Genomic DNA, 16,369 nt, shown 5'->3' with positions numbered 1-16,369 from the left:
GGCCCGTACGGAAGGTACGGACGGACGCGACGGCCCTCGCTGTGTGCTCTGGTGAAGGCGCGGCCCGGGTCAGGGAGTCCAGGACCCGTCGTTCCCGCCGCCGCCGGGTTTGCCGGGCCCGTTGCCCGGGTCCTCCGTCGTCGGGTCACCGGTCGGTGTCGGCCCGTCCGTCGTGGTCGGCGGCGTGGTCGTGGGCTGACCCGTGTTGCCGCCAGGGTCGCCACCCGGGTTGCAGTTCCAGTCGAAGACGTCGCAGGTCGTCTTGTCCGGCTTCGGCGGCTTCGTCGTCGTCGGCGCCGTCGTCGTCGGCGTGGCCGGGGGAGTCGTCGTCGGCGCCGTCGTCGTCGGCGTGGCCGAGGTCTCGGTGGGCGTCGGGGTGGGCGTCGGCGACGGCGTCGGGCTGGTGGCGCCCCCGCCGAAGACGGGCTCGGCGTTCTCCAGCTTCTCGGGCTCCGGGAACTTCACGTCCGGCATGTCCGCGACGGCGTCCGTCATGTAGTCGTTCCAGATCTGCGACGGGAACGACGAACCGTGGATCGTGTCGTGGCCACCCGTGCCGTACATCTTCTCGAACTCGCGGCCCTTCTTCGACTCGTCGTCGTCGAAGCGGTACATGTCGATGGCGGTCGACAGCTGCGGGGTGTAGCCCACGAACCAGGCCGACTTGTTGCCGTCGGTCGTACCGGTCTTGCCGGCCACGGCACGGCCCGGGATCGCGGCCTTGCGGCCGGTGCCCTCCGGGTCCTCCACGACGGACCGGAGCACGTCGGTGACGTTGCTCGCGATGGCCGGCGAGAAGGCCTGCACGGTCTTGCTCTCGTGCTTGTAGACGTTCTTCCCGTTCTTGACCACCTTCGTCACGAAGAACGGGTCGTTCTGCTCGCCGTTGTTGGCGAAGGTCGCGTAGGCGCCGGCCATCCGGATCGCGCTCGGGCTGGAGATACCGAGGGAGAAGGAGGGCACCTCGCCCTTGACGAGCGAGTTCTCGCGCAGACCGGCACTGACCGCGGCCGCGCGGACCTTGTCGATGCCGATGTCCATGCCGAGCTGCACGTACGGCGAGTTGGCCGACTTGATCATGGCCCGACGAAGGGTCATGGAGCCGTAGCTCTCGTCGCCGTCATTGGTCTGGCGCCACTCATCGCCCTTCTCGTTCTCCCAGATCTCGCCGTTGTACTCCCGGATCTTCAGCCCGTTCTTGCCGGAGTAGCGGCTCTTGTCGGGGTCCACGATCGTGCGGGAGTCAGCACCCTGGATGGGACCGAGGTCCTTGTCCCGGACGCCGTCCTTCATCGCGGCGGCCAGCACGAAGGGCTTGAAGGTCGATCCGACCTGGGCACCGGTCTGGTCGGCGTTGTTGGTGAAGTGCTTGGTGGCGTCCTGGCCGCCGTAGATCGCGACGACCGCGCCGGTCTGCGCATTGACGGAGGCGCCGCCGAACTGGACGTGGGTGTCCTTCGTCGGCCGCTTCTTCGGGTCGATGTTCTCGGCGTAGACCTTCTTGACCGCCTTCTCGAGCTCGTTCACCTTCTTCTTCTCGAAGGTGGTGTAGATCTCGAAGCCGCCGCGCTCCAGCTCCTTGGAGCCGTAGCCGCCGGTGTTGTTGTTGATGAAGTTCGCCTTGGCCGAGCTGACGAGGTAGCCGATCTGGCCGGTCAGCTGCGCGTCCTGCTTGCGCTTCTGGACCTTGGGGAACGTCGTGTACTTGGCACGCTCCTCGGCCGTGATCTTGCCGTCCTTGACCATCTCGTCGAGGATCCAGCTCCACCGCTCGGTGGCCCGGGCGAGGTTCTTCTCGGGCGTGGCCTCGGGGTCGATCTCCGGGTAGCCCGCCGGGTCGTAGTACGTCGCACCCTTCAGCACGGCGGCGAGCAGCGCCGACTCACTGGCGTTGAGGTGCTTGGCGTCCTTGTTGAAGTACGCGCGAGAGGCCGCCTGGATGCCGTAGGCACCACGTCCGTAGTACGACGTGTTCAGGTAGCCGGCCATGATCTCGCCCTTGCCCAGCTCGTTGCCGACCTTCATGGAGATGAAGAGTTCCTTCACCTTCCGGGTGAGGGTCTGCGACTGGTCGTTGAGGCGGTTGTTCTTCACGTACTGCTGGGTGATGGTCGAGCCACCCTGGGTCTCGCCGCCCTTGGCCATGTTCCACACGGCGCGGCCCATGCCCATCGGGTCGATGCCCGAGTCGTCCCAGAAGGTCTTGTTCTCGGCCGAGACCACGGCCTCCTGCATGACCCTCGGGATCTGCTCGATGCCGACGATCTGCCGGTTGGTGCCACTGCCGGTCGCGACCATGCGCGAGCCGTCGGCCCAGTAGTAGATGTTGTTCTGCGAGGTCGCGGAATCGTCCTGCTCGGGGATGCCCACCTGGGAGTACGCGAAGACCGCGCCGCCCATCAGCACACCGGCGAACACCAGGAACGTGCCCGACACGAGCTTCCACGAGGGCATCCAGCGACGCCAGCCGTACTTCCCGTACCGCGGGTAGTCGATGATCCGCTTCTTGCCGGGCGGGCGACCGCCGGAGCCACGCCCCGGCCCACTGCCGCGGCCGCCACCGCCGCCGCCACCGCGCCGTCCTCCACCGGGACCGGCGGGACCGCCAGGGCCCCCCGGTTCGGCTTCGGCGCCCCTTCGACGGCCACCGCGCTGGGCGGCCCGTCGGGCCTCCGCGCGACCGCCGTAGGGACGCGGCTCCTCCCCATGGGAAGAGGGCGGCCCGTACGAGGCCGAAGGGGCCCCCCTACCGACGACATCCTGGGCCGGGGCCGACCTGCGGCCCACCGGCTGCTGGGCAGCGCGCCGTGCCGCCGCGCGGCCACCTGTCGGCGGCTCCTGCGGCGACATTTTGCGACGATGCTCGCTCATCGAACGACTACTCCTCGGGCAGGCGTGTACGCCTGGAAGCGGCAGTTGAGTTCCGGTCCCCCCGAAATGCGCACGGACGGAACCCCATCGGAGGCCCCTCCGTACCGCAGCCGGTCACCCGCAGCACTGACGCCCCACGGCATCGCTTGGTTCCCGGTGGTCTGCATGCCGCACAGACTACGCACGGCCAAAACCCACGTAGGGCCGGAGTTCACCCCAAATCAGGCAAGTCGATCGCTGTGAATTGACGATGTGACGCCGGTCACGGCGGTCCCACTTGTCGAGACAGTGCGGCCGTTCTATCGTGCTGATGTATCGAGTCGATACATCAGCACGGCATAAGGGTCCCGAGAAGCGGAGGAGGCGACGGATGAGCAGGCGCTCAGGCATCCTCGAGTTCGCCGTTCTCGGCCTGCTCCGCGAGGCCCCGATGCACGGGTACGAGCTGCGGAAGCGCCTCAACACCTCGCTGGGGGTCTTCCGGGCCTTCAGCTACGGGACGCTGTATCCCTGCCTCAAGACGCTGGTCGCCAACGGCTGGTTGATCGAGGAGCCGGGCAGCGCCCCCGAGGAGGCTCTCGCCGCTTCACTCGCAGGACGCCGGGCCAAGATCGTCTACCGGTTGACACCGGAAGGTAAGGAGCACTTCGAGGAGCTCCTCACCCACACCGGCCCCGACGCCTGGGAGGACGAGCACTTCGCCGCCCGCTTCGCCTTCTTCGGCCAGACCGAGCGCGAAGTACGGATGCGGGTGCTCGAAGGCCGCCGCAGCCGGCTGGAGGAGCGCCTGGAGAAGATGCGCGCCTCCCTGGCCCGGACCCGCGAGCGACTCGACGACTACACACTTGAGCTGCAGCGCCACGGCATGGAGTCCGTGGAGCGCGAGGTGCGCTGGCTGAACGAGCTCATCGAGAGCGAGAGGGCGGGACGGGATCAGCGATCCGGTCCCGACGCCCCCGCTCTGCACGACAACGATTCTGGAGAAACGGGCGGCCTGCCCCGGCACGGGGGCAGTACCCGGCCGGATCCGTCCGACGACACCGTCTAGTGAAACCCTGCACACAGCAGGGCTTCCACGATCACAACAGGGAGCAACCGGAAATGGGTTCGGTTCGCGTAGCCATCGTCGGCGTGGGCAACTGCGCCGCCTCGCTGGTCCAGGGCGTCGAGTACTACAAGGACGCCGACCCGGCGGCCAAGGTGCCCGGCCTGATGCACGTCCAGTTCGGCGAGTACCACGTCGGTGACGTCGAGTTCGTCGCCGCCTTCGATGTCGACGCGAAGAAGGTCGGCCTCGACCTCTCCGACGCCATCGGCGCCAGCGAGAACAACACCATCAAGATCTGCGACGTCCCGAGCGCGGGCGTCACGGTCCAGCGCGGTCACACGCTCGACGGTCTCGGTAAGTACTACCGCATGACCATCGAGGAGTCCGCCGAGGAGCCGGTCGACGTCGTCCAGATCCTCAAGGACCGCCAGGTCGACGTTCTCGTCTGCTACCTGCCCGTGGGCTCCGAGGCCGCTGCGAAGTTCTACGCGCAGTGCGCCATCGACGCCAAGGTCGCCTTCGTCAACGCCCTCCCGGTCTTCATCGCCGGCACCAAGGAGTGGGCGGACAAGTTCACCGAGGCCGGCGTCCCGATCGTCGGCGACGACATCAAGTCGCAGGTCGGCGCCACCATCACGCACCGCGTGATGGCGAAGCTGTTCGAGGACCGCGGTGTCCGTCTTGAGCGCACCATGCAGCTCAACGTCGGCGGCAACATGGACTTCAAGAACATGCTCGAGCGCGACCGCCTCGAGTCCAAGAAGATCTCCAAGACGCAGGCCGTCACCTCGCAGATCCCGGACCGCGAGCTGGGCGAGAAGAACGTCCACATCGGCCCGTCGGACTACGTGGCCTGGCTGGACGACCGCAAGTGGGCCTACGTCCGCCTTGAGGGCCGCGCCTTCGGTGACGTTCCGCTGAACCTCGAGTACAAGCTCGAGGTGTGGGACTCCCCGAACTCCGCGGGTGTCATCATCGACGCCCTGCGCGCCGCGAAGATCGCCAAGGACCGCGGCATCGGCGGCCCCATCCTCTCCGCGTCGAGCTACTTCATGAAGAGCCCGCCGGTGCAGTACTTCGACGACGAGGCCCTGGCCAACGTCGAGAAGTTCATCAAGGGTGAGGTCGAGCGCTAAGCGCCCGCACGCTTGTCGAAGAGGGTCCCCGCGCTGCTGCCCGGGGACCCTCTTCGTATGTGAGTCTTGCTGCCATGTCCGTCGTACGTGATCTGCGCGTACTCCTGCGCCTGACGAACTTCCGCCGCCTGCTCGCCGTCCGGCTGCTCTCGCAGTGCGCCGACGGCGTCTACCAGGTGGCACTGGCCACGTACGTCGTCTTCTCCCCCGAGAAGCAGACCTCGCCCACCGCCATCGCCTCCGCCATGGCCGTGCTCCTGCTCCCGTACTCGGTGATCGGCCCCTTCGCCGGCGTCTTCCTCGACCGCTGGCAGCGCCGCCAGGTCTTTCTGTACGGGAACCTCCTGCGGGCCCTGCTCGCCTGCGGGACCGCCGTGCTGGTCGTCGCCTCCGTCCCCGACTGGCTCTTCTACGCCTCCGCCCTCTCCGTCACGGCGGTCAACCGCTTCGTGCTCGCGGGGCTTTCGGCCGCGCTGCCCCGCGTCGTCGACGAGGAGCGGCTGGTCGTGGCGAACTCGCTCTCCCCCACGGCCGGCACGCTCGCCGCGACCCTCGGGGGCGGTCTGGCCTTCGGCGTCCGGCTGATCGCCGACGACTCCGACGCGGCCGTGGTGGCCTTCGGCGCCGCTCTCTACCTCCTGTCCGCCCTCGCCTCCCTGCGGATTCCCCGGGGGCTCCTCGGGCCCGATTCCGAGCTCGCTCCGCAGCGGCTCGCCTCGGCCCTGGTCTCCACGGCCCGAGGGCTGGCCGACGGCTTGCGGCACCTGGCCGAGCGGCGGCCGGCCGCCAGGGCGCTGACCGCGGTCGCCCTGATGCGCTTCTGCTACGGCGCCCTGCTCGTCACCGTGCTCATGCTCAGCCGCTATGCCTGGAGCGCCACGGAGTCCGAGGGTCTCGGTCTCCTGGGGATCGCCGTCGCCGCCTCGGGCGCCGGGTTCTTCGCGGCCGCCGTCCTCTCCCCCTGGGCCGTGGGGCGACTGGGCCCCTTCGGCTGGATGACCCTGTGCGCCGGGCTCGCCGCCGTCCTGGTGCCGACCCTCGGCCTGTTCTTCGACCCCGCCCCCTTCCTCGTCGCCGCCTTCGTCCTCGGGCTCATCACCCAGGGAGCCAAGATCGCGACGGACACGGTGGTGCAGACGACGGTGGACGACGCCTACCGGGGGCGGATCTTCTCGCTCTACGACGTGCTGTTCAACGTCGCTTTCGTCGGCGCGGCGGGTGTCGCGGCGCTGGTGCTGCCGCCGGACGGCCGCTCCCCGCTGCTCGTCGTTCTGGTCGCCCTGGTCTACGCGGCGATCGCGCTGGCGCTGCGAAAGGAACGCACGGAGGGGTGATGTTTCACGTGAAACACCACCCCTCCGCAGCACCGCCGCTTCGACACCGATCGAGCGGGTGTTTCACGTGAAACATCACCCCGATCGACCCGGCTTCGTCTCAGTCGCGGGCCGCCCACCACTCCTTGAGTGCCGCGATCGCCTGGTCGTGCTCCATCGGACCGTTCTCCAGCCGGAGCTCCAGCAGGAACTTGTACGCCTGACCGATGGCCGGGCCGGGCCCGATACCGAGGATCTCCTGGATCTGATTGCCATCCAGGTCGGGACGGATCGCGTCCAGCTCCTCCTGATCCTGGAGCTGGGCGATGCGCTCCTCCAGGCCGTCGTAGGTGCGGGAGAGCGCCGCCGCCTTGCGCTTGTTGCGCGTGGTGCAGTCCGAGCGGGTCAGCTTGTGCAGCCGCGAGAGCAGCGGGCCCGCGTCGCGGACGTAGCGGCGCACGGCCGAGTCGGTCCACTCACCTTCCCCGTACCCGTGGAAGCGGAGGTGGAGCTCGACCAGCCGCGAGACTTCCTTGATCATCTCGTTGGAGTACTTCAGCGCGGTCATGCGCTTCTTGGTCATCTTCGCGCCCACCACCTCGTGGTGGTGGAACGAGACCCGGCCGTCCTTCTCGAAACGACGGGTGCGCGGCTTGCCGATGTCATGGAGCAGGGCCGAGAGGCGCAGCACCAGGTCGGGGCCGTCCTCCTCCAGGTCGATGGCCTGCTCGAGCACGATCAGCGAGTGCTCGTAGACGTCCTTGTGCCGGTGGTGCTCGTCGCTCTCCAGGCGCAGCGCGGGCAGCTCGGGCAGCACGTGGTCGGCGAGACCCGTGTCCACGAGCAGGCCGAGGCCCTTCCGGGGGTGGGCCGCGAGCAGCAGCTTGTTGAGCTCTTCCCTGACCCGCTCCGCGGAGACGATCTCGATCCGGCCGGACATCTCCCGCATCGCCGTGACGACCTCGGGTGCCACCTCGAAGTCCAGCTGGGCGGCGAACCGCGCGGCCCGCATCATCCGCAGGGGATCGTCCGAGAACGACTCCTCGGGCGTGCCCGGCGTCCGCAGGACCCGGGCGGCGAGGTCTTCCAGACCGCCGTACGGATCGATGAACTCCTTCTCGGGGAGGGCCACGGCCATGGCGTTGACGGTGAAGTCACGCCGGACGAGGTCCTCGTCGATGGAGTCGCCGTAGGAGACCTCGGGCTTCCGCGAGGTCCGGTCGTACGCCTCGGAGCGGTACGTGGTGACCTCGATCTCAAAACGCTGATCGACGTCTCCGACGCGGGCGTCCTTCTGGCAGCCGACCGTCCCGAAGGCGATCCCGACCTCCCAGACGGCGTCGGCCCACGGGCGGACGATCTTCAGAACGTCCTCGGGGCGGGCGTCGGTGGTGAAGTCCAGGTCGTTGCCGAGCCGGCCGAGCAGGGCATCCCGTACCGAGCCGCCGACCAGCGCGAGGCTGAACCCGGCCTCCTGGAAACGGCGGGCAAGGTCGTCGGCGACAGGGGACACACGCAGCAGTTCGCTGACCGCGCGGCGTTGCACCTGGCTCAGTGCGGTCGGGGTGTCTTCGTTGGCGTTCGGCACAACAGAAAAGGGTACGTGCCCCGGTCCACCGCGGCGTCCCCGTTTTCCCGCGGCCGGGCACACGGCCCCATCGGCTGGAGCAGTCCCCGGCACTTGCTCCCAGCGTGCCTCGTTACCATGCCTGGACACAGCAACCGGGAACCATCGACACCACTGGCACCACAGACAACGACGAGGATGGGCGAACGCGTGGGCGAGGCGGCAGACATTCAGGGAACCGGTCCCTCACCTGCCCGCCGATGGCTGCGGCGCACCATCACGGTCGCCGTCGGCGCGCCGCTCCTCGCCGGCCTGCTCCAGGCCCCGACCGCCGCACCGGCGGTCGCCGCGGAGGACGGGACCGTCTCCAAGACCGTCGATGTGTCCCTCGACACGCTCTCCCCGAGCGCGCCCGTGGAGGGTGACACCGTCACCGTCTCGGGAACGGTCACCAACCGGGGAAAGAAAGCCATCACCGACGCGACCGTGGATCTGCGGGTCGGCCCGATGATGACGAGCCGGAGCGAGATCGACCAGGTCTCGGACCGCACCGGCTACCGGAGCGACAGCGACCCCGCACCGCTCGGCGAGGCCCCCTCCGCCAAGATCCCCCGCCTCGACGCCGGGCTCAGCGCGGACTTCTCCCTCTCGGTCCCGGTCTCCGAGCTCGGCCTCGACGAGTCGGGCGTCTACCAGCTGGGCGTCTCGCTCACCGGCCAGACCTCGGACCGGCGCTACGACCGCGTGCTCGGCATCGAGCGGACCTTCCTGCCGTACCAGCCGGAAGCCACCGAGAAGAAGACCCAGCTCACCTACCTGTGGCCGCTGATCTCCTCGGCCCACGTCTCGGCCGAGACGGCCACCGACGACCAGCAGACCCCGGTCTTCGAGGACGACGCCCTGGCCGCCGAGCTGCGTCCGGGCGGCCGCCTGGAGCAGATGGTCTCGCTGGGCAAGGACCTGCCGGTGACCTGGGTGATCGACCCGGATCTGCTGGCCACGGTCGACGCCATGGCCAACGGCTACCGCGTCAAGGACGGCACGGCCCACGTCCCGGGCAAGAACAAGGCCGTGGCCGAGCAGTGGCTGAACGCGCTGGAAGCGGCCGTGCAGGGGCACAAGGTCGTCGCTCTGCCGTTCGCCGACCCCGACCTCGCCTCCCTGGCCCACCGCGGCAAGGACGTGCCGGGCTCCCTGGCACACCTCCAGTCGGCCACCTCGCTCGCGGCGACGACCGTGGAGACCGTCCTCCACGTCCAGCCGTCCACCGACTTCTCCTGGCCCGTGGAAGGGGCCGTCGACCCCTCGATCGTGGCCGTCGCCACCTCGGCGGGCGCCAACAAGGTGATCGCCCGCAGCGACAGCGTCCGGGACGACCTCCCCTACACACCGACGGCGGCCCGCCCCCTCGGCAACGGCAGCACCACCGCCGTGGTGAGCGACGAGCTCCTGTCCACCGCCTTCGAGGGCGACATGGTCCGCACGGAGAACTCCACCCTCGCGGTCCAGGAGTTCCTCGCGCAGTCGCTCGCGATCACCCTCGAACAGCCCGAGCAGCAGCGCAGCGTCGTGGTCGCCCCGCAGCGGGTACCGACCGTCGCCCAGGCACAGACGATGGCGACCGCCCTGAGCGGTCTGTCCGCCCGGCGCTGGACCACGCCGGCCGACCTGCTCACGGCGGCCGCGGCCAAGCCGGACCCGGACGCGTCGACCACCGTGCCCAGTGGCTCCCGGTACCCGAAGGAGCTGCGCGAACGGGAACTGACGGTCCAGACCTTCCGCGACATGAAGACCACCCGCGACGAGCTGGACGACTTCAAGGTCGTCCTGACCGTCCCGGACCGTGTCGTGGTGCCCTTCGGCAACGCGATCAACCGCGAGATGTCCACCTCTTGGCGCGGTCAGGCCAGAGCGGCCGCGGTCTACCGCAACGACGTCCTGAAGTACCTCCAGGACCTCACCGAGGGCATCCAGCTCGTCGACAAGTCGGACCTCACCCTGTCCGGTCGCAGCGCGACGATCCCCGTGACCGTCCAGAACAAGCTGCTCCAGGGCGTGGACGACCTGGTGCTGCGCCTCACCTCCAGCAACAAGAGCCGGCTGGAGCTGAACGGCGAGCGCTACGCCGAACTCCCGGTGAAGATCAACGCCGGGCACAGCCAGTCGGTGAAGTTCACCGTCTCGGCCAACGTCAACGGCCAGGTCCCGATGACGGCCCAGCTCTACACCGTGGACGGCACGCCGTACGGCCAGCCGATGAGCTTCAACGTGAAGGTCTCCGAGATCACCGCCACGGTGATGCTCGTGATCGCCGGCGGTGTGCTGCTCCTCGTCCTCGCCGGCGTCCGGATGTACAGCCAGCGCAAGCGGGTCGCCGCCAAGAAGGCCGAGGCGGAAGCCGAGGAGGCCGAGGCCGAGGAAGCCGAGGCGGGCACCGGGACGGAGCCGGAACCGGCGGCGGAGGACGTCGAGAGCGACGAACCCGAGCAGCCGAGTGACCCGACGCCGGACACCGGGTCCGAAAGCGGGGACCCGTCGGGCCCGGGTGAGAAAGTGGACCGTTGAGCGATGTCGTGGCCGGTCGGCCGGGGACGATGAGGTGGGGTAACCATGAACGCGCCGTACGACGGTGACCGCGGCCAGGGCGCGGGCGGCACCGCGCCGTCCGGTGGGACGCCCGCGGCACCCCCCGGTTCCGGGTACCCACCGGTGCCGCCCTCGCCCCAGCAGGGCGTCCCCGACCCTCACGGGCAGGACCCCTACGCGCAGAACCCGCACGGGCAGGACCCTTACGCGCAGAACCCGTACGCCCAGGACCCCTACGTCCAGGACGCCTTCGCCCACGACCCGTACCGGGCCCAGGACCTCTCCGCGCAGGACCCGGTGACCGAGGCGCTCTACGACCGTGCCGCGCACCCGCCGCCGCCGCCCGGCACGTACCAGGAGCCCCAGCCGCTCTACCAGCAGCCGGCCGTGCCTCCGCACGCCCCGGACCCCCGCGTGTGGGCGCAGACCCCGGCGCCCGAGCCCGAAGGCCCCTCGCGTCACCTGCCGTACGGCGACGACGCCCGTACGGTGCAGTTCACCGGTGTCGACGACCTGGTGACCCGCGCCGGCGAGGAGCGGCCCGAGCCGGACGCGTTCGCGCACCTCTACCGGGACCAGCAGACGCCCGGCCAGGTGCCCCCGCCCGCCACGGAGCCGGACCCCATGCCCGTCCCCGCCCCCGCGCCGAAGAAGTCCGGCCGCGCCTCCGGGCTGCTCAAGTCGAGCGCCGTGATGGCGGCCGGCACCCTGGTCTCCCGGCTCACCGGCTTCGTCCGCAGCCTGGTGATCACCGGTGCGCTCGGCGCCGCACTGCTCGGTGACACCTTCACCATCGCCTACACCCTGCCGACGATGATCTACATCCTCACCGTCGGCGGCGGCCTCAACTCGGTCTTCGTCCCGCAGCTCGTCCGTTCCATGAAGAACGACGAGGACGGCGGCGAGGCCTACGCCAACCGCCTGCTCACCCTCGTGATGGTGGCGCTCGGCCTGATCGTGGTGGCGGCGGTCCTCGCCGCACCGATCCTGGTCCGGCTGATGTCGAACACGATCGCCGACGACGCCGCGGCCAACAGCGTGGCCGTGACCTTCGCCCGCTACTGCCTGCCCACGATCTTCTTCATGGGCGTGCACGTCGTGATGGGGCAGATCCTCAACGCCCGGGGCAAGTTCGGCGCGATGATGTGGACGCCGGTCCTCAACAACATCGTCATGATCGTCACGTTCGGCCTGTTCATCTGGGTCTACGGCACCTCCGCCGAGTCCCACATGGGCGTCCAGACCATTCCCGACGAGGGCATCCGCCTGCTCGGCATCGGCACCCTCCTCGGGCTCGTCGTGCAGGCCCTGGCGATGATCCCGTACCTCCGCGAGACGGGCTTCCGCTTCCGGCCCCGCTTCGACTGGAAGGGCCACGGGCTCGGCAAGACGGTGAAGCTCGCCAAGTGGACCGTCCTCTTCGTCCTCGCCAACCAGGCGGGCGTCCTGGTCGTGACCCAGCTCGCCACGGCCGCCGGCCAGGAGTCGGGGAAGAACGGCGCCGGCTTCCTCGCCTACTCGAACGCCCAGCTGATCTGGGGCATGCCGCAGGCGATCATCACCGTCTCCGTCATGGCCGCGCTGCTGCCGCGGATCTCCCGCGCCGCCCACGACAACGACCCGGGCGCCGTGCGTGACGACATCTCGCAGGGCCTGCGCAACTCGGCCGTCGCGATCGTCCCGGTCGCCTTCGCCTTCCTGGCCCTCGGCGTCCCGATGTGCACCCTGCTCTACGCCTCCAGCGGCGTGCAGGCCGCCCAGGGCATGGGCTTCATCCTGATGGCCTTCGGACTCGGCCTGATCCCCTACTCCGTCCAGTACGTCGTGCTCCGCGGCTTCTACGCCTACGAGGACACCCGGACGCCCTTCTACAACACGGTCATCGTCGCCGCCGTGAACGCGGCCGCCTCGGCCCTCTGCTACGTCCTCCTGCCCGCGCAGTGGGCCGTCGTCGGCATGGCCGCCTCCTACGGACTCGCGTACGCCGTCGGCGTCGGCATCGCGTGGCGCCGCCTGCGCAACCGCCTCGGCGGCGACCTGGACGGCACCCATGTGATGCGGACCTACGCGCGGCTCTGCCTGGCCTCCGTGCCTGCCGCGATCGTCGCCGGCGCCGTCGGCTTCGGACTGCTGAAGCTCCTGGGCGAAGGTGCCCTGGGCTCGCTCGTCGCCCTGCTCGTCGGCGGAGCCGTCCTCCTGGGTGTCTTCTTCGTCGCGGCAAAGCGCATGCGGATCGCGGAACTGAACACCCTGGTCGGGATGGTGCGGGGACGCCTGGGACGCTGATTCCGCGTCCCCGCACAACCATCGGCGGGGACCGCGTGTCGTGCATAGCGTCGGACTGTGGGCACAATTGGCATGGCTGTTGGAAGTGGCGCAACGGATGGGGAGGCAGGACGACGGTGGCGGAACGTAGCACGGCTGCCGTCGACGTGGCCGACAACAGCGGTGAAGACCCGCTGACCGCCAAGGCGGACAAGGCTGCGACCGACGGGGTGGCGGAAACGCAGAAGACGGCGGAGTCGACCGCCGAGGCCACGAAGAGCAAGGCGGTCGAACGACAGAGCGGTGAACAGCCCTCCATGACGGCACCCGACCTGCACAGCGGCCACAAGCTGGCCAGACGGTACCGGCTGGAGGAGTGCGTCACCCGACTGGACGGCTTCAGCAGCTGGCGTGCCGTCGACGAGAAGCTGCGGCGCGCCGTCGGGGTCCATCTCCTGCCGGCCGACCACCCCCGGGCCCGCTCGGTCCTGGCCGCGGCCCGTTCCGCGGCGCTGCTCGGCGACCCCCGGTTCGTCCAGGTCCTCGACGCCGTCGAGGAGAACGACCTCGTGTACGTCGTGCACGAGTGGCTGCCCGACTCCACCGAGCTGACCGCGCTGCTCGCGACCGGCCCGATGGAGGCGCACGACGCCTACCAGCTCGTCAGCCAGGTCTCCCAGGCCATGGCCGCCGCCCACCGCGAGGGCCTCGCGCACCTCCGGCTCACCCCGAGCGCCGTCCTGCGCAGCTCCACCGGCCAGTACCGGATCCGCGGCCTCGCCGTGAACGCCGCCCTGCGCGGCATCACCGCCGAGCGCCCGCAGCGCACCGACACCGAGGCCATCGGCGCCCTCCTGTACGCCGCGCTCACCCAGCGCTGGCCGTACGACAGCGACGCCTACGGGCTCTCCGGCCTCCCCAAGGGCGTGGGGCTCCTCCCGCCCGACCAGGTCCGGGCCGGGATCCACCGCGGCCTCTCCGAGATCGCCATGCGGGCCCTCGCCAACGACGGCGCGACCGCCTCGCGCCAGGAGCCGCCCTGCACGACCCCGGACGAGCTCGCCAAGGCCGTGGCCGCGATGCCCCGCGTCAAGCCGCCGGAGCCGCAGTTCCCCGCCCCGCCCGACTACCAGCGCACGACGTACCAGCAGGGCACGTACGGCCGCCCCCAGGCGCGTCCCGCCGTCCCCCAGCCGGTCATCGTGCCGCCGGCGCCGCTCCAGAGCCGTACCGGCACGGCGCTGAAGTGGGCCGTCTCGGCCCTGCTGATCGCCGCCCTGGGTCTGGGCAGCTGGCAGATCGCCGACCGGCTGCTCGACCAGGAGCCGACCACCAAGACGCCGGTCACGTCGCCCACGGTCGACGAGAAGCCCGAGCCGCCCAAGCCGATCTCCATCGTGTCCGCCCGGGACTTCGATCCGCTGGGCAACGGTTCGGAGAAGCCCCAGGCCATAGACCTCGCCTACGACGGTGACCCGAGCACCTTCTGGTACACCGAGAACTACCGCGGTGTCGGCTTCGCCAACCTCAAGTCGGGCGTGGGCATGATCCTCGACCTGGGCACGGCCAAGGAGATCAGCTCGGTCGACCTGACGTTCCTGGGCCACACCTCGGTGGAGCTCCGCACCGCGCCCTCCGACGCCTCTTCCGCGCCCTCCACGCCCGACGGGTTCACGACCCAGGCGTCCGGATCGGGCAGCAACGTGACATTGAAGCCCACCAAGCCGGTCACGACCCGCTACGTTCTGGTCTGGCTGACGGAACTCCCCACCAACGACGGGGGCTACCGCGGCAAGCTGGCCGAGATCAAGATCATGGGCTGACCACCGCACGGGGAGGGGCTCACCGTTGGACGCTCCGATAGACGAGGCCACAGGCGACCAGGAGCTCTTGGCGCGCCATGTCGCCGGGGATCCGGACGCCTTCAGTGAGCTCGTGCGGCGTCACCGCGACCGGCTGTGGGCCGTGGCCCTGCGGACCCTGGGGGACCGCGAGGAGGCCGCCGACGCCCTCCAGGACGCCCTGCTGTCCGCCTTCCGGGCCGCCCACACCTTCCGGGGCCAGTCGGCCGTCACGACCTGGCTCCACCGCATCACGGTGAACGCCTGCCTCGACCGCGCCCGCAAGGCCGCCTCCCGCCGCACCTCACCCGTCGACGACACCGACCGCTTCGAGCAGCTCCTCGACCCGCACGAGTCGGCCGAAGCGCCCGTGGAGCGCCAGGATCTGCACCGGCAGGTCCTGGCGGCCCTCGCGCTGATCCCCGCGGACCAGCGCGCCGCACTCGTCCTCGTCGACATGCAGGGATACCCCGTCGCAGAGGCGGCACGTATCCTCGGCGTTCCCACCGGAACCGTGAAAAGCCGCTGCGCGCGGGGGCGGTCCCGACTGCTCCCGATGGTCACTCATCTGCGCACCGACACAGTGGGTAACGAGGCCACCGAAGGGGGAAGGAACCGGACGCCGGGGACATCCGTCCCACCGGTGCCGGGGCCGACGAGTACCGGTCCGACAGATCCAGCTGCTGTGAAGGGCGGAGGTGGGCGCGCGTGACTTCCACGACCGGCAAGGCCGACACGACACAGCACCCGGACGTCTCGGAGATCTCCGATCTGACCGAGGGGCTCCTGTCACCGAGCCGCTCCGCAGCCGTACGGCACCATCTGGACGGCTGCCCCCTCTGCGCGGACGTACGGACCTCCCTGGAGGAGATCCGGGGCCTCCTGGGCACTCTGCCCGGGCCACCCCGCATGCCCGCCGAGATCGCCGGCCGGATCGATGCCGCACTCGCCGCCGAAGCCCTCCTCCAGGCCACCGCGCCGGAGAACGACAGCCCTGTTTCACGTGAAACATCGCGGCCCCGCACCGAGCCGATTCCCTCCGGCGCTCCGTCCCCTGCCACGGAGCGCCCTGCCGGCCGGCCGACCGCGGCCACCGGCCCCGGCCGTCCGGGCCGCCCCGGAAAGCCCCGCCGACGCCGGATCGCGCTCGTCTCCACGCTCGGGGCCGCCTTCGCCGCCGCCGTCCTCGGTACGAGCCTTCTCCTCAGTCAGGGCGGCGGTGTACCGACCGCCGGGAGCGCGGACGCCGCCAAGAAGGCCGACGTCGGTGCTGTGGCCGTGAGCCCCTTCTCCGGGACACCGGTCGAGGAACGCGTCCACGCGCTCCTGGGTGAAAAGGGCAGCGTGGCCAGGACGCCTCAGGGAATCGGCCCCGAGTCGATGTCCGCCGAGGCCACCACCAGCCCCCAGCGGAACAGGGACAGCGCCGTCCCCGGCTGCGTTCTGGCCGGCACCGGACGTACCGACGCCGTGCTCGCCCACGAGCGGGGCGAGTACCAGGGGACTCCCGCCTATCTGCTGGTCCTGACGGACCCTGCGGACAGCAACCGGGTCCAGGCCTTCGTCCTCGACGCCTCCTGCGCCGATGGGCCCACGAGCACCGGAACCCCCGCGGCCGATCTTCTGCTCAGCGAGACGTACCCACGCTCCTGATCTCGCTCCCCGCCTCGGTCACGTGCCGTGCGGCAATCTCGGGAATGCATGCCCCGTAGGATCCGTTGGGTGGGGTGAGAGTGACCGAG

General features: G+C 70.0%; 10 protein-coding genes. 8 read left to right on the top strand and 2 right to left on the bottom strand.

The features are described from left to right. Positions 1 to 69: 69 nt before the first annotated feature. Positions 70 to 2,871 carry a transglycosylase domain-containing protein gene (locus ACFC0G_RS06015; RefSeq protein WP_376397881.1) on the bottom strand — a complete coding sequence of 934 codons (2,802 nt, stop codon included), beginning with the start codon at positions 2,869 to 2,871 and terminating at the stop codon, positions 70 to 72. 370 nt (positions 2,872 to 3,241) lie between these two features. Between ACFC0G_RS06015 and ACFC0G_RS06010 the strand changes: the two genes are divergently transcribed. From ACFC0G_RS06010 to ACFC0G_RS06000, 3 genes are all read left to right on the top strand, one after another. Continuing rightward, positions 3,242 to 3,919 (top strand): helix-turn-helix transcriptional regulator, encoded by a 678-nt coding sequence (locus tag ACFC0G_RS06010; RefSeq protein ID WP_376397878.1) that lies wholly within the window; start codon positions 3,242 to 3,244, stop codon positions 3,917 to 3,919. Between the two features lie 53 nt (positions 3,920 to 3,972). Further along, a complete protein-coding gene (locus ACFC0G_RS06005; protein ID WP_376397875.1) occupies positions 3,973 to 5,055 on the top strand; it encodes an inositol-3-phosphate synthase in 1,083 nt (360 codons plus the stop codon). A gap of 74 nt (positions 5,056 to 5,129) precedes the next feature. Continuing rightward, positions 5,130 to 6,389: an MFS transporter gene (locus ACFC0G_RS06000; RefSeq protein WP_376397872.1), complete on the top strand. Its 1,260-nt coding sequence runs from the start codon at positions 5,130 to 5,132 to the stop codon at positions 6,387 to 6,389. Positions 6,390 to 6,489: 100 nt separating this feature from the next. Here ACFC0G_RS06000 and ACFC0G_RS05995 read toward each other — a convergent pair whose 3' ends face one another. After that, positions 6,490 to 7,956, bottom strand: a complete 1,467-nt coding sequence (locus ACFC0G_RS05995; RefSeq protein WP_376397869.1) for a CCA tRNA nucleotidyltransferase — start codon at positions 7,954 to 7,956, stop codon at positions 6,490 to 6,492. A 189-nt stretch (positions 7,957 to 8,145) separates the two neighbouring features. Here ACFC0G_RS05995 and ACFC0G_RS05990 point away from each other — a divergent pair, with 189 nt between their 5' ends. The 5 genes from ACFC0G_RS05990 (at position 8,146) to ACFC0G_RS05970 (ending at position 16,280) form a co-directional block, all read left to right on the top strand. Beyond that, entirely contained in the window at positions 8,146 to 10,500 is a 2,355-nt protein-coding gene (locus ACFC0G_RS05990; RefSeq protein WP_376398453.1) for a DUF6049 family protein, read from the top strand. A 45-nt stretch (positions 10,501 to 10,545) separates the two neighbouring features. Beyond that, positions 10,546 to 12,807, top strand: coding sequence for a murein biosynthesis integral membrane protein MurJ (gene murJ / locus ACFC0G_RS05985; RefSeq protein WP_376397866.1), 2,262 nt, complete (start codon positions 10,546 to 10,548; stop codon positions 12,805 to 12,807). Positions 12,808 to 12,923: 116 nt separating this feature from the next. Continuing rightward, entirely contained in the window at positions 12,924 to 14,609 is a 1,686-nt protein-coding gene (locus ACFC0G_RS05980) for a protein kinase family protein (protein ID WP_376397863.1), read from the top strand. Between the two features lie 25 nt (positions 14,610 to 14,634). Beyond that, positions 14,635 to 15,339, top strand: a complete 705-nt coding sequence (sigM, locus tag ACFC0G_RS05975) for an RNA polymerase sigma factor SigM (protein WP_376397860.1) — start codon at positions 14,635 to 14,637, stop codon at positions 15,337 to 15,339. After that, the gene (locus tag ACFC0G_RS05970; protein ID WP_376397857.1) at positions 15,336 to 16,280 is read left to right on the top strand and encodes an anti-sigma factor; all 945 of its coding nucleotides are present in this window, start codon (positions 15,336 to 15,338) and stop codon (positions 16,278 to 16,280) included. Before sigM ends, ACFC0G_RS05970 begins: the two co-directional genes overlap by 4 nt. Positions 16,281 to 16,369 lie beyond the last annotated feature (89 nt).

This window comes from Streptomyces sp. NPDC056169 (genome assembly GCF_042268445.1).
Taxonomy (GTDB): Bacteria; Actinomycetota; Actinomycetes; order Streptomycetales; family Streptomycetaceae; genus Streptomyces.
The sequence above is the reverse complement of the archived record's forward strand: the minus strand, read 5'-3'. Positions and strand labels throughout refer to the sequence as shown.